The sequence below is a fragment of the Methanobrevibacter intestini genome (assembly GCF_047402955.1).
GTDB lineage: Archaea > Methanobacteriota > Methanobacteria > Methanobacteriales > Methanobacteriaceae > Methanocatella > Methanocatella intestini.
This window is the reverse complement of record NZ_CP187956.1, coordinates 722721-744185: the sequence shown is the minus strand read 5'-3', so window position 1 is coordinate 744185 and position 21465 is coordinate 722721. Positions and strand designations below refer to the sequence as shown.

Here is a 21465-nt window from a genome sequence, read left to right as displayed (position 1 = left end):
TTCACCTAGTAAAATTATTTATTTATCTTATTATAAATTTATTTAGTAATGGTTCAATTAAACAAAAATGAATTTAATGAAAAAATATTTACAAGAATTAATAATTTAATTCATGATTATAATTTAATAAATGAACATGAAATGATAGCTGTTGCATTGTCTGGAGGTAAAGACAGTGTTTTAACTTTATATGCTTTAAAAAATTATCAAAATTATTTGGATTTTGATTTAGTGGCTATTAGTGTTGATGAAGGTATTGAAGGATACCGTCAGCATGGTATTGATTCAGCTATTGATAATGCAGAAAAGTTAGATGTTGAATTAATTCAAAAATCATTTAAAACAGAAGAGGGATTTACACTGGATGATATTTACTCAGGATTTAAAAGTGCATGTATTCCCTGTGGAGTTTTCAGAAGAAATATTTTAAATAAAACTGCATATGAACTTGGGGCAGATAAAATAGCTACTGGTCATAATCTTGATGATGAAATTCAGTCTTTTTTAATGAGTTTTGCCCGTGGTGATTTAATTAAATTCTCAAAATTCGGCCCTCAACTTGATGTTATTCATCCAAAGTTGATTCCACGTATTAAACCATTGTGGAACACTCCTGAAAAAGAAGTTGGAACCTGGGCAATTTTAAATGATATTAATATTCATTTAGATGAATGTCCATATTCTCATTTATCTTTAAGAGCTAAAATTAAGGATTTTTTAAATAATAATGAGGATAAATATCCTGGAATAAAAAATAATATTATGGAATCCTTCCAGAAGATTTTAACCTTTGAAAGTGATATTCCATCTAATTTAAATGAATGCAGGTTATGTGGTGAACCTACATCTTCTGATATTTGTAAGGCCTGTGAGCTAAAGAAATTAATTTCTGAGAATCACGAATGCCATATATAATATGAATAATCCTAATAAGATTATTCCTTCTTTTCTATCAAATTTGTTATGTGTTTTACCAAATATAAAACATAAAATTGTAACAAATATCATTAAACCTAAGTCTATAATCATATTTGAACTTACTGAAATTGGAGTTATGGCACTGCTTAAACCCAGTACAAATAAAATATTGAATATATTTGATCCGATCACATTTCCTATAACCAGTTGGTTTTCATCTCTTTTTAGAGCTGTTAGGGAAGTTACAAGTTCCGGTAAAGATGTACCAATAGCTACAATTGTTAAACCAACTAATGTTTCACTCATTCCACAGGCCATTGCAATATATGATGAGGAGTTTACAACAAGTTGTGCACCAAGAATAATTGCAACAAGACCTATAATTACATAAACAATACTTTTTGGAAGGCCAAATTTTGGTTTTTCAACAAAATCTGCCCCTTTTGATTTTTTAGAGGTATATACTAAATGAGCAGTGTATCCAATTATAAGGAGCAGTAATATAATTCCTTCAATTCTTGTTATATTCCAGCTAAGCAATATAAATCCGACAACAAGTAAAGTAACAATTAAAAGGAATGGAATGTCTTTGTCAAGTACATTTTCTCCAAGCTTTAACTCTTTAAGTAGGGCACAAATACCAATAATTCCTAAAATATTGAAGATATTACTTCCAACAATATTACTTACAGCTAGTGCATTACTTCCTTGAATGGATGCAGATATGGATACTGCAGCTTCAGGAGCACTTGTACCAAAAGCTACAATAGTTAATCCTACTACAAGTGTCGGAATTTTTAGAATAGTAGCTATATTACTTGATCCGCTTACAAAAATGTCAGATCCTTTTATTAAAATTGCAAATCCGACAACAAGCAATATGATTTGTATTAATAATTCAATCATTTTCCACATCTTCTGCTGTTTCTTCTTCTTGAGGACCTAAATCAGTTACAAGAATTTTATCAATTTGATGTCCATCAATATCTATAATTTCAAAGCGGAATCTGTCCCATTCGTATACTTCATTTTCATTAGGAATTTTACCACTTAAACTTAAGATAAATCCTGCTATTGTAGTGTATTGATCTTCTTTTTCATCAGGGAACTCTTTTTCATAATCAAAAAGTTCTTTAAATTTGTCAATTTGGAATCTTCCGTCAATTAACCATGTACCATCTATTCTTTGAGTAGCCATCGGGTCATCAGTTTCATCAATACCTGGAATATCTCCAACAATTCCTTCAAGTAAATCGTTTAATGTTATTAAACCTTCAACACTACCAAATTCATCAACAGCAAGAGCCATATGGACATATTCTTTGTTTTCTTTAAATTCTTTTAACAATTCTAATGTTTCAAGATTTTCAGAAACAACTAAAGGTTTTTTAATAATTGAATTGATATCAAATTTTTCTTCACTAAATAAAAGTGCCAAAATATCTTTTGCTTGAACAACACCGATGAAATCATCTAATTCTCCACTAGCTATTGGAAAAATGGACCTTTTACTTTCCATGATTTTGATTTCATTTACTCTTTTGTCATCTTCCAGATTAACCCAGATAATTTCATTTCTAGGAGTCATTATGGATTCAACTTTTTTATCATCCAATTTAAAGACTCTTTTAATGATATCTTCTTCTTCTTTTTCAATAGTTCCGTCTTCTCTTCCTTCTTCAATTAATAACTCGATTTCTTCTTCTGTAACTATTGATTCAGATGTACTTTTCATACCTACTGTCCATAAAACGAAATCAGTTGATTTAGCAAGAACTACACTAATTGGTCTACAGACTTTTGAAAGTATGGCCATACTTTTAGCTAATTTTAAAGAAACTTTTTCAGGGTTATTTAGAGCAATAACTTTTGGTACAATTTCTCCAATTACTAAAGTTAGATAAGTTGTAACAATAACAACTACTAAAATACTTATTGTTCCACTATAGGGGATATATGGTCCAATTAATTGGGATAATGGTTCAGCTAAAGTAGCTCCACCGTATGCACCAGTTAATATACCAATAAGTGTAATTCCTATTTGTACAGTAGATAAAAATTGATTTGGATCTTCTGCAAAGTCAATGATTATTTGGGCACTTTTATGTCCTTCATTCAATAATTTTTCTAATTTTGCTTTCTTTGTCGAAACAACAGCTAATTCAGCCATTGATAAAATCCCGGTAAGGATAATTAAAATTATTATTAATACTATTTCAAATATTACGTTAGCCATTTTTAAACAGACCTTTGTTAAAATTATAGATTATAAATCACTGGCTCTTTGAAAGTCAGTGTTTCCATATATTTCATCCTGCATTTCCTGAACTGCTAATGAAGCTTCTTCACGAGTTTCTACTTTTTTAAATATTCTGCGCTGTTTTACTTTGAGGGTTTTTCCACAAACACACTTGCGGGTGGCTACCCCTTCTTTTGCATACAATACTCTTCCACAGTCACATCGAAATATGAAATACATAGTAATTAAATTCCATTAAAATTTTTTATTTAATAATTATGTAAGTATACTTTATAAAAATTATTATTTTTTATCCGCCAAATATTTTCATAAATAATGGTATAAAGACTTGTGAAGGCAATATAACAAGTGTAGCTAAACTGACTCCCAGATTAGTTCCAACTACAACAAGTAAAATTCTTACTATATTATTGTGCCATAAATCTTTTAAGCTTTCAACTTTAGTAAGATTGCCAATGTCTCTTTTTCTAACTTTCCTATATTTAGCTTCAACCAGTCCTGAAAACCATCCTGCTGCAAGTAATGGGTGAATAATAGTTAAAGGAGCCACTATTCCACCAACAACAGCAGACTGAATTTTTGATCCGGAAAGAATGGAACCGACAAATCCCATTATCATACTTATGACTATGAACTCATAAATGTTCCAGGTTATATTAATCCCGCTAATGTAGGCCAGAAAAAATATCACAATAAATAATATTGGAATTAAAGCTAAAATAACTTTAAACCATGGAATTCCTTTTTTTTCTTTAATAATTTCTAATTGACTTAAAGGAGGAATTGTTTCAGGATTGTCCAGATATCTGTTAATTCCTGGTTTATGTCCTGCACCTACAACAGCTATCACATGGTCTTGAGGGATTCTTAAAAGATTTCCTGCAAGATAAGCATCTCTTTCCTGTACAAGAACTTCATATACTTTTGGAGATTCATCTTTAAAGAATTCCATTAACTCATCAAGATTATCAGGATTTTTTAGCTCTTCAATATCAATTTCATCTTCTTCATCATCTGAAAAAATTGAAGTAAGTAAACTAAATGCAAATTTGAATTTTTCTACAAATCCCATCTTATTAAGAGCTCTTTGTAATGTTGTATTTATTTCTCTGTCAATTAATGCTATTGGAATTTCCAAATCCTGGGCAGCTTCAATAGCTCCAATCATTTCTGATCCGGGTTTTACATCAACATCTTCTCCGATTTTTGACTGGAAATATGAAAGAATTGTTGTAGCTAAAAATAGTCCGACTTTTTCTTCTTTAATAATTTTTGAAACAGAAATAGTGTCATCCTCTTTAATACCCATCATTTCATTTTTCAATCGAGTATATCTTCCTTTGTCTAATTCAATAGCTACTATTTCTGGATGTTGCTCATAAATTGCATTTTTAACTTCATCTACACTGTTTGCAGATACATGAGCAGTTCCTATTATGGTTAAACATTCTCTTTTCAAAAAAAACACATCTGTTAATATTAATGTTATAATATATATTTTACAATTTGTATATAAATCTAATCTTTAATTAATTTTAATATATTGTTTTCATAGACTGCCACATTTTCACTTATATTTTTTAACACGCAGCAATCAATATCTTTTTTAGATTTAAGTCTTGTTAGTTTTTTCCCGGAATTGCAAGTATAAAATCCTTCTTTCAGAGCATTATAATCTCTACTGGCCAGTATAGCTGCTTTTGCATAATCGCTTATTTCACAGTTATTATTTAGCTTATTACAAATCCAGTAAAGAATTTCACCAGCTGCTAAAAAGTCTTCCAGAGCAAAATTTCCTTTATAGCCTGCCATCACAACATCAATTTCATTTTCAGCTATTTTCACGCTTTTATAAGCTGATGCTTTTGCATTTACCATAGATCCTACAAGAACTGTTGATTCCATATCCTTGAGAATTCGGGTTCCATTGCTGGTAGTTAATATAAGTGTTTCAATATCAGTCTTATAATTTTCAACATCTCTTGGCGAATTTCCAATATCAAAGCCTTCAACACGTTTTCCACTTCTTTCACCAGCTATCACTCCATTAACTTCTTTTTTTAACTCAAATGCTTCTTCTGGTGTGAAACATGGGATGATTTTATTGAAGTTATTCAAAGCAAGTGTAATTGTGGTACTTGCCCTAAGTGCATCGACCATTATTGATGTATCTTTTGTTTGTGTTTTTTCAAAGCTTAATGTAATTTTCATGGTTCATATTTATAAAAATTAATTAATTTTAAATTTTACTTTTTATAATAATTATTAGTATGAAAATTGTCACAACACCTATGTGTGAAGAGCTTGTAAAATTGGTTGGAATAAAAAATTACAATGTTAATAAACACCCCACTAAGGATGATGGTAATCTGGCTATTTTATTATCTGAAAGTAAGGTTGAAATAGACTCTATTCCAGTCAAAGTCAATTCATCAGCCCAAATTTTTGAAAGTATTAAAAAAATAGATTTTGACAGCAGGTTAACTGATGAGGAAATACTTTCATTTTTTGATGATTATCCGTTAGCTAAAAAATATCTTAATAATGATATCAAAAACAGCATTCACGTTAAAGTTTATTCTAACTTTTTAAAGGACACTGCTGAAAGTATGGGATTTGTCATTGATGATAAAAACTATGATTATGTAATATATCCCGATTATTTGGCTAATGAAGTTCAAAATGAAACTAAACCATTAATTGAGATTTCTTCACACAGTTTTGTATCTAAAAATCCATTTGCAAGACTTGAAAAAAGATATGAAATTTTGGAAAAGTTAATATAGAAATAATGTAAAAAACTTACTTAATAAAATTATATGAGGGATTTTTTAGTATGTATGAAACATTAACATATACTGGTGGAGTTCATAAAAGTGAAGAAGTCAAGGAGCTTATTGAAGATTTAGGTGGTTTCATTCTTCAAGAAAACATTTTGCAAATGGAATTGGTTTTGAATTTAGCTATTCCTTTGGAAGATGTTGATATTATTAAAAACAAGGCTAAAGAATTGCTAGCTAAGGTAACAGTAGCTCCAATGGCAGGTTCTGAAATAGCTATTGTATCTCCAACACTTGCAAGACATCATTTGCCTCATGCAGCATGTGATATTTCTGAATATTTGCGTGAATTCGGTGCTAAAGACAATATGATTGGTCTGGCCAGAGGAGACGGAAAAGGAACTTCCGGAATTACTGAAGAAGAAAAAAGCTTAATTGAAGAACATGATGTGGCTGTTTTCGCATTAGGCAGTTTTAAAAATTGTATTCAAGAAAAATCCTTTTTATATGATGATATTAATGTTCCAGTTATTGTAACTGGTGCTCCTGAAATCCCAATTGAAGAACTTCCAGGTGCTGATGCATATGTTGGCGGACTTGGCAGGATTCCAAGAAGGCTTAAAAGAGGTCCTGATATAAGAGCTCTTAATGATTTAGTGGATACTATTGAAATAATTTTAAATAATAAAAAAAGAGAAATGGCATTGGATCCACCACTTGTTCCTTCTATTGTAGTTAAAAATGCTATTGAAAATCAGGTTCCGGCTATTGAAGAGGTCATATCTCCTGCACCGATTACTGTTCAACTTGACGGAGTTAGAGTAAAATTAAATTATGATAAATATCATGAATTAATTGAAAATGTAGTTATAGAAGGTAAAAAATTATCTGATTTGGCTGAAATTAAAAAATCTTTCATGTATGATTATATTTTAGTAAAAATCCATACTGAAAGTTCTATTATTGATGATTCTTAAATCATCTGCTTTTTTTATATTTTCATCCCAAAGAAGTTAATAGCATCTACCAAATCATTAAATTGAGTTAATTCTTCTTCAATAACATTTTCATCGGTTTTATCAAAACTAAGCTCTCCATCTATTGTTAAAGTATCTGGTCCACGCCCAACAATACGTTCTATGCCGTCAGCACTTAAAATTCTCTCAGCATCTAATTGATGAACAAAAGCACGTCCTGGAATGATAACTGCCTGTTTTACTTCACTTAAATCAATTTGTTCCAAATCTTCTTTTGTAATTAAACAGGCTATCTCTTTTGGAACAGCTATTACATTTACATCCTCTGCATCTATTTTATCAAATATTTTACTTATGAATGGTGCAGCTATTTTAGATGTAATTATGGTAGCTTCTCCAGTTACTTTTTTAATAAACTGTAAAAATATTTCATTTTCATCTTTAGCTATTGCAAATGGTCCGCCTGTTTCAGGATCACATAATGGTGTTCCTGTTACTCTGAAGTTATATTCTTTATTGATTTCTTCGACTAAATGCCCAAATTCTTCAACAGGTTGCGATTCAATTCCTTTAAGAATAGGTTCGTTTCCTAAAATCAATCCTTCATTAAATGTATTTGCAAATCGCATTAGGATAAATCCTTTAGCTCCCCATTCTTCTAAGGTATTGCATGTTTGTCTAAGTACATCACCATCATTAACTCCGGGAATTATTACTCCCGCTCCTGTTAAATCAACATTTTCACAAAAAATTTTACATGCTTTCAGAGCTTCTTCAGGTTTTTGATCTTTTACCCATTCTTTTCTGAGTTTGGGGTCTGTTGAAAAAACAGTAAATGTAACTTCATCAACACCGTTATTAATCAATCTGGAAGCTATGGCACTGTCAGTAATGCCTTTTCCACATGTATATCCTAAGTGGGAATTAAGTGAAAACTGATTTAAATTAGCAGTTAAATTTTCAAGATAAGGATAGCAGCTAACGTCTCCTCCTCCGCTTATATTTGCTTTAATAGTTTTTTCTCTAAAATTAGGTTGCATCATCAAAGCATTTTGAACTTCTGTAATTACTTCAAAGGGAGATTTAAATTCACTTTGTGAGTCGGTTATTCCTTTACTACATCTGTCACAGCCAATTTTATTAGGTAAACAGTGAGCACAGCCAAATGCTTTAACTTCTTTTACCTTTCTAAAGTAACAGTATTTACAAAAACCATTACAATCTTTTCCAGGAATTCCTCCAACATCTGCTACAACTTGCATAATATTTTTATTATGTTTTTAGTATTATATAAAGTAATTTAGTATTACTTTGCCTATTTTTTATAATAATTTTGTTTTTCCTAAATCTTGATTATTTTACAGTATTTTTAATTAATAATAGTTTTTTGTTTAAAAAATTTATCATTTATTGTATTAATTTTATTCATTTTTGTATTATTGTAAATTTTGTTGGATATATTTTAGTAAATATTAATTTAACTGGTTTTTTAAAATAATAATTGTCTAATAATTGTTATATGATAATTTTAGATAGTAATTAATATCTTATTTTTCTAAATATTATTTTTAATTTTATTATCTCTGAAATAAATATGGGATATGTTATTTTTAAAGTATTACTTTTGACTTCATTTTTCCTAAGTTTTTAGGAACGCTTATTGTTAATAAAGTTTTCTAAATTATCCCATTGGTAATGTTTATATTATATCTTAATTAAAATAAGACTTGTATACCATATGGTTAGCTATCTTACAATTAATTATTGTGTATAGCTTTATCCAAATTTGTGTGAAAAATTTCACTCAAATGCAGGTGGTATATTAAATACTCTATTTAATTAGGAGGGAAAAAATGGCAAAGTTTGATGATAAAGTCGATTTATACGACGATAGAGGCTCATTAGTTGTATCTGATGTCCCAATCGAAGCTTTAAGTCCACTCAGGAACACTGCTATTCAAAACATTGTTAAAGGTGTAAAAAGAACTGTTGCAGTAAACTTAGAAGGACTTGAAAAATCTGTCAAAACCGGTTCAGTCGGTGGAGACAAATCCAAAATATTAGGAAGGGAATTGGATATTGATATTGTAGCAAATGCAGGTGCAATTGCAGAAAAAATGAAAGAAATGATACAAATTTCTGAAGATGATGATACTAAAGTTGAACCTATTTCCGGAGGTAAAAGATTATTAGTACAAGTTCCATCTAAAAGAATTGATGTTGCTGCAGAATACTCTGTTGCTCCATTATCTACTGCAACTTCATTAGTACAAGCTATTATTGATGTATGTGACGTAAGTATCTATGATGCAAACTTCGTAAAAGCTGCAGTATTAGGTAGATACCCACAATCCGTAGATTACAAAGGATCCAACATTGCTACTATGTTAGACATTCCACAAAAACTCGAAGGTGCAGGTTATGCATTAAGAGGTGTTAAAGCAAATGATTTTGCTGCTGCTACCTTAAAAAACACTTTCCAAGCTACTGCTTTAGCATCTATTTTCGAACAAACTGCTATGTTTGAAATGGGTGATGCTATTGGTGCATACGAAAGATTACACTTATTAGGTTTAGCTTACCAAGGTATGAATGCTGACAATATGGTTTTAGATTTAGTAAAAGATAATGCAAAAGAAGGTACTGTTGGTAGTGTTGTAAACGGAACTATCGCTAGAGCTGAAGCTGACGGAGTTATTGCTCCTCAAAAAGACTTAACCGATTTCTCAATTTATAACACTGATGACGCAGCTTTATGGAACGCATATGCTGCTGCTGGTGCTACTGCTGCTGTTATGGTAAACATTGGTGCTGCTCGTGCTGCTCAAGGTATTCCATCCACTTTATTATACTTCAATGATAACATTGAATTTGCTACTGGTTTACCAAGTATTGACTACGGTAGAGCAGAAGGTGTAGCTGTAGGATTCTCTTTCTTCAGTCACTCTATCTATGGTGGAGGAGGCCCTGGTCTCTTTAACGGTAACCACGTTGTAACCAGACACAGTAAAGGATTCTGTATCCCTTGTGTAGCTGCTGCTATGTCCTTAGATGCAGGAACACAACTCTTTTCACCAGAAGCAACTTCTGGTTTAATTAAAGAAGTATACAGTCAAGTTGATGAATTTAGAGAACCTCTCAAATATGTTGCTTTAGCAGCTGATGATATTAAAGGTGACATCTAATTAATTTAATATTTAAATCTAATTTTTCATGGACGGCAAAAAAATGGATATTGAAATATTCCCATATAGAGTGCTTGGAAGTGACACAACAGAAAAGTTGTTAAATGACATTGAATCACTTGAAGATGTTAAAAGGACTGTAATTCATGGTCCGAGATTTCCAAAAACTGAAGAAACTTTACCTCCACAATATAGGGAACGTAGAGTGATTAACATTAATGGCGAAGATGTTGTTCTTAAAGTTAAAACTGGCAGAATTTTTGTTGAACTGACAATGGAGTCTACAGTTAAAAAAATTGAAGAAATCTGCAAAAAGCATATTCCTTTTGGATTTGATATCAATCAGGACAAAACAAATTACATCAGAAAGGAAAGAACAGTTTCTGATAGAATTAAATATGGTGATGCAGATTTACCTGATGAATTAATTGGAATGACTGATCAATATTCAAGTTTTGAAGATCACGTAAATATTGTTAGAAAGGATGACTTTTAAAATGATTGGAAGATGTACTCACGTAGTTGATTGCAGAGCAACAGGTGGTATGGGTAAAGGCGGAGGTCTTGCACAAAGAGGCACATTTGCTGAATGTGGAGCTGAAGTTTTAGCTGTTGCTATGTCTCCAGGACGTAGACATATTACTAAACCTGTTTGTGAAATCACTTTCGGATTACGTGAATCCAATGTTTTGACTAGTACAATGGTATTAAATGCAGGTGCAGGTGTTCCTCATGATGCTCCGGCTTCTGGCGGTACCTTATTTGGTCTCACTGATAAGGAAGTGGAACAAATGAGTAATTTTAAATTACTTGTTATTCATTTAGGTGGAGTCAAAAATCATTTAATCTACAAGGCTAGATTGATTTTAAGGAATGTAAATAAGCCTTGTATTATCATTTGTGAATCTCCAGTTGACTGTGAAGATTTTGCCAAAATTGGTGTAAAAACTTCTAAAGTCATGCCATCTGAAGAGGATGTTAAAACAGAAGGACACATTGTTGATATTGTTAGTGGAGTTATTCGTGGAGAAACAATCTCACAGGAAAAATTAGATGAAATTATTAGAAAAGTTAAATTAGCATTAGGAGATGCATAATTATGGCACAAATTTATCCAGGTACTTCTCAGGTTGCTCAAAACAGAAGAAACTTTTGTAATCCAGATTACGAGTTAGAAAAGTTAAGAGAAATCTCTGATGAAGACGTAGTAAAAATATTAGGTCACAGAGCTCCAGGTGAAGAATACAAAAGTGTTCACCCACCATTAGATGAAATGGATGAGCCTGATGACATTGTAAGAGAATTAGTTACCCCTATTGCAGGTGCAAAAGCAGGGGACAGGATTAGATACATCCAATTTGTAGACTCAATGTACTTCGCACCAGCTCAACCTTACTTAAGAGCAAGGTCTTATTTAAACAGATTCAGAGGAATTGATACTGGTACTTTATCCGGAAGACAAGTTATCGAAGCTAGGGAAAGAGATATTGAACGTATTTCCAAATACCTCTTAGAAACCGAATACTTCGATACTGCAAGAACTGGTATTAGAGGTGCAGGTGTACACGGTCACTCTTTAAGGTTAGACGAAAATGGTTTAATGTTTGATATGCTTAGAAGACAAGTATTCAACAAAGAAACTGGTAACGTTGAAATGGTAAGAGACCAAATCGGTGTAGACTTAGACGAACCAGTAGTATTAGGTGAACCATTAGATGAAGAAACCTTAAAATCAAAAACCACAATTTACAGAATTGATGGTGAAGCATACAAAGATGATACTGAAGCTGTTGAAGTGTTAAAAAACATTCACGTATCCAGATCATTTGGTGCATTCAATCCAGTTGAAGGATGGGATTAAGTATGGCAGATAAAAAATTCTTAGATGCAATGAAAAACAAATTCAGTGAAGATCCAACTGATAAAAGAACCACTTTCTATAACATGGGCGGTTGGAAACAATCTGAAAGAAAAAGCGCATTCGTAAAAGAAGGTAAAGAAATCGCTGAAAAAAGAGGAATTCCAATGTACAACCCAGACATTGGTACTCCTTTAGGTCAAAGGGCTTTAATGTCTTACCAATTATCTACTACTGATACTTATGTAGAAGGTGATGATTTACACTTCATTAACAACGCAGCTATCCAACAAGCTTGGGACGATATTAGAAGAACTGTAATTGTAGGTTTAAACACTGCTCACAACGTTCTTGAAAAAAGGTTAGGTATTGAAGTAACTCCTGAAACTATTACTGAATACTTGGAAACTGTAAACCACGCAATGCCTGGTGCAGCAGTAGTTCAAGAACACATGGTAGAAACTGACCCATTAGTAGTACAAGACAGTTATGTTAAAGTATTTACTGGTGACGATGAATTAGCTGATGAAATTGATTCAGCATTCGTTTTAGACATCAACAAAGAGTTCAATGATGAACAAGCAGCAGCTTTAAAAGAAGAAGTTGGTGGAAGTGTATGGCAAGCTGTAAGAATTCCTGCTATCGTAGGAAGAGTTTGTGACGGAGGTACTACCTCAAGATGGTCTGCAATGCAAATTGGTATGTCAATGATTTCTGCATACAACCAATGTGCTGGTGAAGGAGCTACTGGTGACTTCGCATACGCATCTAAACACGCAGAAGTTATTCACATGGGTACTTACTTACCTGTAAGAAGAGCAAGAGCAGAAAACGAGTTAGGTGGAGTTCCATTTGGTTTCATGGCAGATATCTGTCAAGGTTCCAGAGTTTACCCTGATGACCCTGTACGTTCCACTTTAGAAGTAGTAGCATTAGGTGCTGCACTTTACGACCAAATCTGGTTAGGTTCTTACATGTCTGGTGGTGTAGGATTCACCCAATATGCTACTGCAGCATATACTGATGATGTATTAGATGACTTTACTTACTATGGTAAAGACTATGTAGAAGACAAATATGGTGGATTAACTGAAGCACCTAACAACATGGACACTGTTCTTGATGTAGGTTCTGAAGTTGCATTCTACGCATTAGAACAATACGAAGAATACCCAGCATTACTTGAAACTCACTTCGGTGGATCTCAAAGAGCTTCCGTAATTTCCGCAGCAGCTGGTGCATCTACTGCATTCGCTACTGGTAATGCTCAAACTGGTTTAAGCGCATGGTACTTAGCTATGTACTTACACAAAGAACAACATTCCAGATTAGGATTCTACGGTTACGATTTACAAGATCAATGTGGTGCAGCTAACGTATTCTCCATCAGAAATGATGAAGGTTTACCACTCGAAATGAGAGGACCAAACTATCCTAACTACGCAATGAACGTAGGTCACCAAGGTGAATACGCTGGTATCGCTCAAGCTCCTCACGCAGCTCGTGGAGACGCATGGGCTTTCAACCCATTAATTAAAATCGCATTTGCTGATAAAAACTTAGTATTTGACTTCTCAAAAGTTCGTGAAGAATTTGCTAAAGGTGCATTAAGAGAGTTCGAACCATCTGGTGAAAGAACTGTCATCACCCCAGCAAAATAAATTTAAACAAATAGGTTAAATAGGTGATTTTTCACCTATTTATTCCTTAAATTTAAGTATACCTTAAAATTTTTTAGTAAAACATTTATATTAATATTGAAAGAAAGTTAAGTATCAATAGAAAAAAAATTCTGTTGGTATCATTTAATTGATTTTTATATGGAATAAAAATCATAATTTACTACATATATTCATTATGGGATATATATCACGTTTATTAAATGATCAATTTAATAAAAAATATGGAGGAAAAAATTATGGACCCTATAACATTAGGTGTTGTCGCATTAATGGGTGCAGTTGCAACTATTGGTGGTGCTGCTGAGGATATTGAGTCTGATATTGGTTCTCAAAGTAACCCTAACTCTCAAGTTCAACTTGCTCCTCAAATGGGACATTTACATCGTATGATAAACAAAGCGGCTTCTGGTGAACCAGTCGCTTATGGTGTTTGGTGTGGTGTTGCTGGATCTATTGCATATGTATTAATGACTTTAGGAATTACTAATGATTTATTTGCTATTGCAGCAGGTTCTTGTGTCGCTGCTTTTGTTCACAGTATTTATACTATTACTGCTCACATGGGTAGGATTGTTGGTCAATCTCAATTTGAACAACCATTATTTATGGATGTATTGACTCAATCTTTAGGACCTATTGCTGGACATGGATTTATAACTACATTTTGTCTTGTTGGAGTTTCATATTTAATGACTATTCCATTAAATGGTACTCCGTTACACGCATTCCCATTACCACTTTTAGCAGTGCTTTGGGGTATTACTCTTGGAGCTATCGGTTCTTCAACTGGGGATGTTCACTACGGTGCTGAAAGTGAATATCAAAAATTCGAATTTGGTGGAGGAACTCCTGTAGCTATTCAAGGAGATATAGTTACTAAAGCACCAATGGGAGCAAAAAATTCCCTTGATGTAGGTAATTTCTGTGTTAAATTTGGTGGACCTTTAACAGGTTTATGTTTCGGTCTTGTAGTATTCTTTAGTTTCTGGAATTCAGTTGTATTTGGATTATACGGCGGATTAGTTGTTGGTTTCATTATTGTTCTTATTTTAATATTAATGAACGACAAATTAGAAAGATTCGCAAGAAAACAATACGGACCATATGAGGAAGAATAAGGAGGTTTCGATTATGGATCCAATTTCAATTATTTTATTTGTCGCTATAGGCGGTGTTATGATTGGTGCAGGTGTGCACTTTATTCCTGTAGGAGGAGCTCCTGCAGCTATGGCAACAGCTACTGGTGTAGGTACTGGTACTGCTATGTTAGCTGCTGGTGCAGGTTTAACAGGTCTTATTGGTGCAGCTACTATGACAGGTCAACCTTGGATTATAGTTGGTATTGGTGGTGCAGTAGGTGCTATGATTATGTTAGCTATCACCATGCTTATTGCTAATTATATTTATGTATATGGTGTAGGTATTGTACCTGCAGCATCTAAAACCGTAGTTGACCCTATTACTAAACGTAATCAAGAGAAATATAAAACTCCCGGTACTGAAGGACACGGTGTTCCATGTGTATGTTTCATTAGTGGTCTTATAGGTGCTGCTTTCGGTGGTTTTGGTGGAGGTTTAATCTACTATGCTATTTATGATGCTGTACAATCTGCTTCTTATTTCTCTAGTGCTGCTGTAAGTATTGGTTTAGCTGCTATGTTAGGTACTGGTGTTTTCTTTATTAACTCTGTTATTGCTTCTTATAATATTGGTGGTACCATTGAAGGTATGCATGATCCTAAATTTAAAAGGATTGGTACTGGAGCATTAGCTTGTGCTATAGCATCAGTTGTAGTCGGAATATTCTGTGTATTATTAACTGGAGGTATTTAAAATGTCTGCTGGTGGAAGTGCTGATGGTGCACATAGTTCAATTAATGGTAATCATTTATTACTTTTAGGTATTATTGGTGGATTAGTAGGTATTTACTTATGTAATATTAATGGTATTATAGGCCCTGTTCTTGCAGGTCTTGGTACTGTATGTGCTACTGTATGGGGAGCAAATGCTATTCGTAGTGTAGCAAGTTATGGTTTAGGTACTGGTGTTCCTTCTATTGGTTACATGTGTTTATCCATTAGTATTATTGGTGTTTTAGCTGGTCTTGCTTTAGGTTTCATATTCCCAGATATCCCTATGATGAGTACTTTAGGACCTGTTATAGGTTTAATATTTGCTATGATTATTGCAACTATTGTAGGTTTAATTGCTACTAAAATTGTTGGAATGAAAATCCCAATTATGGTAAGATGTACTGCTGAAATTGCAGGTGCAGGTGCTTTAGCTGTTTTAGGTTTATCTGCTGCTGTAACTGGATCTTACGATGCTACTGATATTTTCAACCATGTTGTAGCTAACGGGTTCATTGCATTATTCTTTATAATGTGTACTATGGCAATTCAACATCCTTTCAATGCATGTTTAGGTCCAAATGAAGATCAATCCAGGACTCTTAAATGTGCTACTTCAACTGCATTTTTATCTATGATGATTACTGGTTTAGTATCATCTGTTGCAGGTGACGTATTCGGTTGGTTAGCTGTATTCATTGTTGGTTTAATAGGATGGATTATCTCTTTCAGAGCATTTGTTAAAGCTTCATATGATGCTGCAGCTTCAGTTAAATGGGCTGGTTTATGGCCAAAAGTAGAGGAATGATAGGAGGTTTTATATATGGCTCAAATGTTACCTATGATTCAAATTGTACCTGATATGAATCTTGCTTTAGATCCAGTTTCAGGTGTTATTGGTGCATCTTTAGGTGGGGGAGTTATCCTTTTATCTATGGATGAAGTAAACGAAGAAGTAGCAAAAATTCAAGGTGCTGCTGATGAGTTAGTAAGCTCTTTAGATCCTCATACTAGTCCTGTTGGTGCTTATCCTGGAAGGGATGGTTCTTATCTTACTGCTGGTATGTTAACTAATGTTGTTTATGGATTTTTATTAGCATCATTTATTATATTTGCTGCATTACCACTTTTAATGAGATGGGGGGTTTTATAGATGGCTGATAAAAAAGAACCAGCAGCTGGCTGGCCGGTTATTAGTGGGGACTACATTGTAGGAGATCCTGAAAGTCCTGTTGCAGTAACAACATTAGCTTCACATATTGAAGCAGAACTTTCCGGAGCAGCAATCGCAGGTCCATGTAAAACAGAAAATTTAGGTGTAGAAAAAGTTGTTGCAAACATTATATCTAATCCTAATATCCGTTTTTTAATTTTAGCTGGTGCTGAAGTACAAGGTCATATTACAGGTCAATCTTTCAAAGCATTACATGAAAATGGTGCAGACCCTGATAAAAAGAAAATTATTGGAGCAACTGGTGCAATTCCTTTTGTTGAAAATGTTCCTTTAGATGGTGTTGAAAGATTCCAACAACAATTAGAAATTGTTGATTTAATTGACACTGAAGATGTTGGAGCAATCCAAGCTAAAATTAATGAATGTGTTGAAAAAGACCCTGGTGCTTTTGAAGAAGAAGCAATGGTTATTTCTGTCGAAGGTGACGATGGAGATGAAGATGAAGGAGAAGAAATTAAAGTTGTTTCAGCTGAAACTGCTCTCATTGAAGCAAGAATGAGAAATATCAATACTAAAATAGATATGGTAGGATCAATTCAAAGAAACCTTGCAGGTAATTATGCTGGTAAAGTTCAAGGTATTATGATTGGTTTAGCATTCTCTTTAGTAATTGGAGCTTTATTCTTAGGTCTAATTTAAGGAGGCATGAAATATGGTACAAATTTCTAATAAACCTAATATAAACGGCATTAAAAATGCTTCTGAAGATGCTGATTACAGTTCAAAACTCATTGCAAGGGAAGGAAAACTTTTCGCAGGGTTATTAGCAACTAGGACTCAAGGTTTCGCTATTGGTATTCTTTTAGCTGTTATTTTACTAGTTCTTATTCCTGCTATTGTAAAATTATGTGGAATGTAGAGGTGTTTATATATGAGTGATGAAGAAAAATCAATACCTCAAGTAATGGTTTCATCAGATGATTTAAAAGATATCATCGCTAAATTAGATGATGCTGAAGAAAAAGTGGATTTTACTGTGGGGGAATATTATCAACGTTTAGGTCAACAAACAGGTAGAGATGTTGGTATTTTATACGGTTTAATAATCGGTTTATTAATTTTAGTAGTAGTTATGAAATTCAATTTACTTACATTAATAGCTGCTATATTATAGGAGGATTGCGTAATGTTTAGATTTGATAAAGAGCAAGTTGTATTTGACTTTGCTGGTGTAAAAATGGGAGGTCAACCAGGGGAATATCCTACTGTATTAGCAGGTACTATTTTCTACGGTGGACACAATATTATTAGTGATGAATTAACAGGTGATTTTGATAAAAGTAGAGCAGAATCTTTAGTTAATGACATGGTTGAAATGTCTGATGTAACAGGTAACCCATGTATTGTACAAGTTTTCGGTCAAACTGAAGAAGCTATTGTAAAATACATTGAGTACATTGGTGATATCTGTGATAAACCATTCCTTATAGATTCTACTTCCGGTGATGCTAGAGTTGCTGGTGCACAATATGCTGATGAAGTTGGTTTAACTGAAAGAGCTATTTACAACTCCATCAACATGGCTGCAGATAAATCAGAATTGGATGCTCTTGCAGAAACTGATATCTCTGCTTCCATTATCTTAGGTTTCAACCCAATGAATGCTACCGTTGACGGTAAAATGGCAATGTGGGAAAACGGAGATGATGGAGCTTACGAAAAAGGTTTACTTGAAGTAGCTGCTGATTGTGGTATCGACAAGTTCATGATGGATACTGCAGTTACTCCATTAGGACAAGGTGCAGGTATTGCTGCAAAAACTACTTTTGCAGAAAAAGCTAAATGGGGATATCCAGTAGGTTCTGGTATTCACAATGTACCTTCTGCTTGGGATTGGTTAAGAGACTACAAAAAAGCTGGAAACAAAACTGCTTACACTGTTTGTGATATTGGTGCAAACATTGTTCAAGTTATGACTGGTGGAGACTTCGTTCTCTTTGGACCTATCGATAACGCTAAAATAGCATTCCCTGCTGTAGCACAAACTGATATGTTCATTGCAGAAGCAGCTGCTGACTTCGGTACTGAAGCTGTTGAAGATCACCCAATCAACAAATTAGTATAGATTAGTTTATTCTAATCTATTCTCTTACTTTTTTTCAAATTCATTTAATAAGATTTATATTATTATAAAAAGATATTATTAACTAACTTTTAATACAGTTTATTGAGGTTTGAATAATGTCTTTTTTAGGTAAAATTTTTAATAAAGGTCCTAAACCTATAATAGCTAAGTCTCATGAAGGAAATTTAGATTCTTTGAGAGCTAATAGGGCTGGACCGCAAAGTCCTGGTGCTGTTAAAAAACCAGATGTTTTTTATGTAACTGCTTCTGTAGAGTTAGGTAACACTACAACCAAATGTATTGTTATGGCTACTAATTTAAACACTAGTGAATGTTATCTGCTCAATAAAACAGTGAAAATGACTAGAGATATTCGTCCACCTAAACCTAATGAAGAAGTTTTTGGTAAAACTGTTTGGGGTATTGAACTTTCAAAAGAAGCTGTTGCTGATTTAATTAAAGATACGGTTTTGGAATCTTTAAAAAAAGCTCATGTTGATAAAGATAATGATTTGGATTTTGTAGTTAGATCTACTGGTGTAACCGCAGGTTTTGCTACTGCTGAAGAAGCAGGCCAATTAGTTATTGCATTAGCTGACGGCTGTTTAGATGCAGGCATCCCACCAAGAAAAATGTCTCCTGCTATGAGTGTTTCCCAACTTCCTGAAAGATTGCAAAAACATTCTCTTTTAAATAATGTAATGTTTGATGGTGCTGTAGTTAGTGTTGTTCCGCCTAAAGGTAAGGAAACTGTTGCAAATGAGATGGAAGGCGAACTTGTTACTGCAGGTATTAAATTAGGAGCTAAATGGACTGATGTTGATTATAGAAATCCATGTATTTCTCTAGATTTCGGATCCACATTAGCTGGCCGTATTGTTAATGATAATCAGCCTTATGCAAATACTGTAGGTAATTTTTTAGGTTTGGCTGGTGTAGTTAGTGATTCTTTAGCTAGAGGTTCCGGTGAAATTGATAAGAATAATGGAGCTGCTTTAGATTTGTATTCTGATAAATTGATTAAGAAAGCCAATACTAAAAAAGCTCAAGCTAATGCTGAAGAAGCTCATAAATTAATTGATATTCGTAAAGTTCCTATGGATGTAGATAGATTCGGTACTGTTCCATTAGATCCTGTTGCTTCTGAAAATGCAGGTACAACTTTAATTGGTTGTGATGTAGGTGTTAATGGTGATAAATTAGAAGATTTAATGGATCTTGGAGCTAAATTCTATGACAGGGATGGTCTTCCAACATTATTGTCTACTATGGATTATGTAAGTACTAAAATTGTTACACGTGTTTTGGATGTTGCATTTGAGGAAAATGTTGTTACTCCAGGTTCTGCATTAGGTATTACTGGAAGAGCAGGTATTACTGGACGTAAACCACAGCTTATTTTAGAAGCGGTTCAGGATAAGTTTGATAAGGTCGTATTTGTTGAAGACGGTTTGGCTTTAGGTTCAGCTATCATGGCTCGCTGTATGAATTCTATGGGAACTCAAAAATCACCTATTGGGGGCTGCCAAGGTCAAAAATGTATTCTCGGTAAGAGGATGAAATTACAGGGCAGCAAATATGCATAATTGATTCTAAAGGTTTTTGTCATGATTTATGCTATTGTTATGGCTGGAGGTAGGGGAACTCGTCTGAAAGTTGATGTTGAAAAACCTCTATTTAAATTACATGGCAAACCTTTAATTAAATATGTTCTTGATAATATTTCTTCATCTAAATTAGTTGAAGATGTTGTTATTGCTGTAAGTTCTCATACTCAAGAAACAACCAAATATTTGGAATCATTAAATGGAAATTTTCAAATTTTAGACACTAGTGGAATTGATTATTTAAATGATTTGTCTTATATTCTAACTCTTTTTGAGTCTGAATCAAAAAATGATATCTTATTATTTATTAATGCAGATTTACCGTTTATTAGTGGTGAAACTATTGATTTTGTATTGACTAAATATTTGGAATCTGCTAAAGATTCTTTGTCTACTCAGGTTCCTGTTGAAATTTTTAAAAAATTAGATTTGGAATATTCCTATGAATTTAATGGCAGTGTACCTTCTGGTTTGAATGTTTTAAGAAGTGTTAATGAAATTCAGGAGGAGGAGCAACTTATTTTGCCTAAAATTGAATTGGCATTAAATATCAATACCCTTAAAGACAGTATAGTTGCTGAAAAATTTTATCAGGCTTTCATTAATAAAACTATTTAAATTTAAATATGATGAAATTAAAATATTTTATATAATTAATGAAAATTTGTCAGGTGATGTGATGGAAAATAAACAAATTCCTAAAAGAGAAGAAAAGTTATGGAGTGAAATTAAAAATTATCAGGTAGCTACTAATAATGCTCGTATTCTTGGTGTCTTAGATGAATTAATTATCAATGAAAAAACTGGGAAAATCGTTGATATAGCTATTAGGGTAGAAAGCGGCCGTAATATTCATGTTAAAGGTGCTAAAAGAAATGGGGATATATTATTAGTTCCTTTTGCTAAAGTAGAAAAAGTCGGTGAATTCATTATTGTAACTGAATAATATTATTTTTCAGTTACCATGACTATTTTTTTTATTTAAATTGCTTCTTTTTGGTTGAGCATTAACTTTTTTTTTAAAACATTTGTATGTAAGATTTATAAT

General features: G+C 33.0%; 25 protein-coding genes. 19 read left to right on the top strand and 6 right to left on the bottom strand.

The window, feature by feature from the left end:
- Positions 1 to 48: 48 nt before the first annotated feature.
- Positions 49 to 915, top strand: coding sequence for a TIGR00269 family protein (locus tag ACMC9J_RS03460; protein WP_250415744.1), 867 nt, complete (start codon positions 49 to 51; stop codon positions 913 to 915).
- On the opposite strand, the gene ACMC9J_RS03455 is transcribed toward ACMC9J_RS03460, so the two are convergent.
- The 5 genes from ACMC9J_RS03455 to comB form a co-directional block, all read right to left on the bottom strand.
- Entirely contained in the window at positions 883 to 1824 is a 942-nt protein-coding gene (locus ACMC9J_RS03455) for a calcium/sodium antiporter (protein ID WP_019264915.1), read from the bottom strand. The genes ACMC9J_RS03460 and ACMC9J_RS03455 overlap by 33 nt on opposite strands.
- Positions 1817 to 3154: a hemolysin family protein gene (locus ACMC9J_RS03450; RefSeq protein WP_019266695.1), complete on the bottom strand. Its 1338-nt coding sequence runs from the start codon at positions 3152 to 3154 to the stop codon at positions 1817 to 1819. The genes ACMC9J_RS03455 and ACMC9J_RS03450 overlap by 8 nt, the downstream gene beginning before the upstream one ends.
- A gap of 30 nt (positions 3155 to 3184) precedes the next feature.
- Positions 3185 to 3397 carry a DUF1922 domain-containing protein gene (locus ACMC9J_RS03445; RefSeq protein WP_019264913.1) on the bottom strand — a complete coding sequence of 71 codons (213 nt, stop codon included), beginning with the start codon at positions 3395 to 3397 and terminating at the stop codon, positions 3185 to 3187.
- 70 nt (positions 3398 to 3467) lie between these two features.
- Positions 3468 to 4646, bottom strand: coding sequence for a TraB/GumN family protein (locus ACMC9J_RS03440; RefSeq protein WP_250415745.1), 1179 nt, complete (start codon positions 4644 to 4646; stop codon positions 3468 to 3470).
- Between the two features lie 50 nt (positions 4647 to 4696).
- On the bottom strand, positions 4697 to 5389 hold the full coding sequence (comB, locus tag ACMC9J_RS03435) for a 2-phosphosulfolactate phosphatase (protein WP_427003547.1): 693 nt from the start codon (positions 5387 to 5389) through the stop codon (positions 4697 to 4699).
- Between the two features lie 59 nt (positions 5390 to 5448).
- Between comB and ACMC9J_RS03430 the strand changes: the two genes are divergently transcribed.
- Together ACMC9J_RS03430 and ACMC9J_RS03425 are read left to right on the top strand one after the other, a co-directional pair.
- Positions 5449 to 5964 (top strand): hypothetical protein, encoded by a 516-nt coding sequence (locus ACMC9J_RS03430; protein WP_019264910.1) that lies wholly within the window; start codon positions 5449 to 5451, stop codon positions 5962 to 5964.
- Positions 5965 to 6014: 50 nt separating this feature from the next.
- Positions 6015 to 6935 (top strand): methanogenesis marker 7 protein, encoded by a 921-nt coding sequence (locus ACMC9J_RS03425; RefSeq protein ID WP_427003546.1) that lies wholly within the window; start codon positions 6015 to 6017, stop codon positions 6933 to 6935.
- A 14-nt stretch (positions 6936 to 6949) separates the two neighbouring features.
- Here the strand turns inward: ACMC9J_RS03425 and mmp10 are convergent, their stop codons facing one another.
- Complete coding sequence (gene mmp10, locus ACMC9J_RS03420; protein ID WP_019264908.1) at positions 6950 to 8197, bottom strand: methyl coenzyme M reductase-arginine methyltransferase Mmp10; 1248 nt, start codon at positions 8195 to 8197, stop codon at positions 6950 to 6952.
- Between the two features lie 591 nt (positions 8198 to 8788).
- Between mmp10 and mcrB the strand changes: the two genes are divergently transcribed.
- From mcrB to ACMC9J_RS03340, 16 genes are all read left to right on the top strand, one after another.
- On the top strand, positions 8789 to 10120 hold the full coding sequence (mcrB, locus tag ACMC9J_RS03415; RefSeq protein ID WP_004035807.1) for a coenzyme-B sulfoethylthiotransferase subunit beta: 1332 nt from the start codon (positions 8789 to 8791) through the stop codon (positions 10118 to 10120).
- Between the two features lie 28 nt (positions 10121 to 10148).
- Positions 10149 to 10616: a methyl-coenzyme M reductase operon protein D gene (gene mcrD / locus ACMC9J_RS03410; protein ID WP_004032915.1), complete on the top strand. Its 468-nt coding sequence runs from the start codon at positions 10149 to 10151 to the stop codon at positions 10614 to 10616.
- Complete coding sequence (mcrC, locus tag ACMC9J_RS03405; RefSeq protein WP_004035805.1) at positions 10606 to 11217, top strand: methyl-coenzyme M reductase I operon protein C; 612 nt, start codon at positions 10606 to 10608, stop codon at positions 11215 to 11217. Before mcrD ends, mcrC begins: the two co-directional genes overlap by 11 nt.
- Before the next feature lie 2 nt (positions 11218 to 11219).
- Positions 11220 to 11981 (top strand): coenzyme-B sulfoethylthiotransferase subunit gamma, encoded by a 762-nt coding sequence (gene mcrG / locus ACMC9J_RS03400; protein ID WP_019264906.1) that lies wholly within the window; start codon positions 11220 to 11222, stop codon positions 11979 to 11981.
- Between the two features lie 2 nt (positions 11982 to 11983).
- Complete coding sequence (mcrA, locus tag ACMC9J_RS03395) at positions 11984 to 13639, top strand: coenzyme-B sulfoethylthiotransferase subunit alpha (RefSeq protein ID WP_049780206.1); 1656 nt, start codon at positions 11984 to 11986, stop codon at positions 13637 to 13639.
- A 221-nt stretch (positions 13640 to 13860) separates the two neighbouring features.
- The gene (gene mtrE / locus ACMC9J_RS03390) at positions 13861 to 14778 is read left to right on the top strand and encodes a tetrahydromethanopterin S-methyltransferase subunit E (protein ID WP_019264904.1); all 918 of its coding nucleotides are present in this window, start codon (positions 13861 to 13863) and stop codon (positions 14776 to 14778) included.
- 13 nt (positions 14779 to 14791) lie between these two features.
- Entirely contained in the window at positions 14792 to 15493 is a 702-nt protein-coding gene (mtrD, locus tag ACMC9J_RS03385; protein ID WP_019264903.1) for a tetrahydromethanopterin S-methyltransferase subunit D, read from the top strand.
- 1 nt (position 15494) lies between these two features.
- Positions 15495 to 16319 (top strand): tetrahydromethanopterin S-methyltransferase subunit MtrC, encoded by an 825-nt coding sequence (gene mtrC, locus ACMC9J_RS03380; RefSeq protein ID WP_019266691.1) that lies wholly within the window; start codon positions 15495 to 15497, stop codon positions 16317 to 16319.
- A gap of 15 nt (positions 16320 to 16334) precedes the next feature.
- Entirely contained in the window at positions 16335 to 16664 is a 330-nt protein-coding gene (locus ACMC9J_RS03375) for a tetrahydromethanopterin S-methyltransferase subunit B (protein WP_019266690.1), read from the top strand.
- The gene (mtrA, locus tag ACMC9J_RS03370; protein WP_019264900.1) at positions 16665 to 17384 is read left to right on the top strand and encodes a tetrahydromethanopterin S-methyltransferase subunit A; all 720 of its coding nucleotides are present in this window, start codon (positions 16665 to 16667) and stop codon (positions 17382 to 17384) included.
- Between the two features lie 13 nt (positions 17385 to 17397).
- A complete protein-coding gene (locus ACMC9J_RS03365; RefSeq protein ID WP_019264899.1) occupies positions 17398 to 17604 on the top strand; it encodes a tetrahydromethanopterin S-methyltransferase subunit F in 207 nt (68 codons plus the stop codon).
- A gap of 12 nt (positions 17605 to 17616) precedes the next feature.
- The gene (gene mtrG / locus ACMC9J_RS03360) at positions 17617 to 17859 is read left to right on the top strand and encodes a tetrahydromethanopterin S-methyltransferase subunit MtrG (RefSeq protein ID WP_019264898.1); all 243 of its coding nucleotides are present in this window, start codon (positions 17617 to 17619) and stop codon (positions 17857 to 17859) included.
- Between the two features lie 12 nt (positions 17860 to 17871).
- Positions 17872 to 18810 carry a tetrahydromethanopterin S-methyltransferase subunit H gene (gene mtrH, locus ACMC9J_RS03355; RefSeq protein ID WP_019264897.1) on the top strand — a complete coding sequence of 313 codons (939 nt, stop codon included), beginning with the start codon at positions 17872 to 17874 and terminating at the stop codon, positions 18808 to 18810.
- Between the two features lie 116 nt (positions 18811 to 18926).
- Positions 18927 to 20396: a methanogenesis marker 14 protein gene (locus tag ACMC9J_RS03350; RefSeq protein ID WP_019264896.1), complete on the top strand. Its 1470-nt coding sequence runs from the start codon at positions 18927 to 18929 to the stop codon at positions 20394 to 20396.
- Between the two features lie 21 nt (positions 20397 to 20417).
- Positions 20418 to 21035 carry a GTP--adenosylcobinamide-phosphate guanylyltransferase CobY gene (locus tag ACMC9J_RS03345; RefSeq protein ID WP_019264895.1) on the top strand — a complete coding sequence of 206 codons (618 nt, stop codon included), beginning with the start codon at positions 20418 to 20420 and terminating at the stop codon, positions 21033 to 21035.
- Between the two features lie 61 nt (positions 21036 to 21096).
- Positions 21097 to 21363: a PRC-barrel domain-containing protein gene (locus tag ACMC9J_RS03340; RefSeq protein ID WP_011954228.1), complete on the top strand. Its 267-nt coding sequence runs from the start codon at positions 21097 to 21099 to the stop codon at positions 21361 to 21363.
- Positions 21364 to 21465 lie beyond the last annotated feature (102 nt).

Coding starts and splice junctions, on each gene's coding strand:
- mcrG (WP_019264906.1), top strand. CDS start 11,220: ATGGCACAAATTTATCCAGGTACTTCTCAGGTTGCTCAAAACAGAAGA.
- mtrD (WP_019264903.1), top strand. CDS start 14,792: ATGGATCCAATTTCAATTATTTTATTTGTCGCTATAGGCGGTGTTATG.
- ACMC9J_RS03345 (WP_019264895.1), top strand. CDS start 20,418: ATGATTTATGCTATTGTTATGGCTGGAGGTAGGGGAACTCGTCTGAAA.
- ACMC9J_RS03455 (WP_019264915.1), bottom strand. CDS start 1,824: ATGATTGAATTATTAATACAAATCATATTGCTTGTTGTCGGATTTGCA.
- mcrC (WP_004035805.1), top strand. CDS start 10,606: ATGACTTTTAAAATGATTGGAAGATGTACTCACGTAGTTGATTGCAGA.
- ACMC9J_RS03340 (WP_011954228.1), top strand. CDS start 21,097: ATGGAAAATAAACAAATTCCTAAAAGAGAAGAAAAGTTATGGAGTGAA.
- ACMC9J_RS03350 (WP_019264896.1), top strand. CDS start 18,927: ATGTCTTTTTTAGGTAAAATTTTTAATAAAGGTCCTAAACCTATAATA.
- ACMC9J_RS03445 (WP_019264913.1), bottom strand. CDS start 3,397: ATGTATTTCATATTTCGATGTGACTGTGGAAGAGTATTGTATGCAAAA.
- ACMC9J_RS03450 (WP_019266695.1), bottom strand. CDS start 3,154: ATGGCTAACGTAATATTTGAAATAGTATTAATAATAATTTTAATTATC.
- mmp10 (WP_019264908.1), bottom strand. CDS start 8,197: ATGCAAGTTGTAGCAGATGTTGGAGGAATTCCTGGAAAAGATTGTAAT.
- ACMC9J_RS03365 (WP_019264899.1), top strand. CDS start 17,398: ATGGTACAAATTTCTAATAAACCTAATATAAACGGCATTAAAAATGCT.
- mtrA (WP_019264900.1), top strand. CDS start 16,665: ATGGCTGATAAAAAAGAACCAGCAGCTGGCTGGCCGGTTATTAGTGGG.
- mtrC (WP_019266691.1), top strand. CDS start 15,495: ATGTCTGCTGGTGGAAGTGCTGATGGTGCACATAGTTCAATTAATGGT.
- mtrG (WP_019264898.1), top strand. CDS start 17,617: ATGAGTGATGAAGAAAAATCAATACCTCAAGTAATGGTTTCATCAGAT.
- ACMC9J_RS03375 (WP_019266690.1), top strand. CDS start 16,335: ATGGCTCAAATGTTACCTATGATTCAAATTGTACCTGATATGAATCTT.
- mtrH (WP_019264897.1), top strand. CDS start 17,872: ATGTTTAGATTTGATAAAGAGCAAGTTGTATTTGACTTTGCTGGTGTA.
- mcrD (WP_004032915.1), top strand. CDS start 10,149: ATGGACGGCAAAAAAATGGATATTGAAATATTCCCATATAGAGTGCTT.
- mtrE (WP_019264904.1), top strand. CDS start 13,861: ATGATCAATTTAATAAAAAATATGGAGGAAAAAATTATGGACCCTATA.
- ACMC9J_RS03430 (WP_019264910.1), top strand. CDS start 5,449: ATGAAAATTGTCACAACACCTATGTGTGAAGAGCTTGTAAAATTGGTT.
- ACMC9J_RS03460 (WP_250415744.1), top strand. CDS start 49: ATGGTTCAATTAAACAAAAATGAATTTAATGAAAAAATATTTACAAGA.
- mcrB (WP_004035807.1), top strand. CDS start 8,789: ATGGCAAAGTTTGATGATAAAGTCGATTTATACGACGATAGAGGCTCA.
- comB (WP_427003547.1), bottom strand. CDS start 5,389: ATGAAAATTACATTAAGCTTTGAAAAAACACAAACAAAAGATACATCA.
- mcrA (WP_049780206.1), top strand. CDS start 11,984: ATGGCAGATAAAAAATTCTTAGATGCAATGAAAAACAAATTCAGTGAA.
- ACMC9J_RS03425 (WP_427003546.1), top strand. CDS start 6,015: ATGTATGAAACATTAACATATACTGGTGGAGTTCATAAAAGTGAAGAA.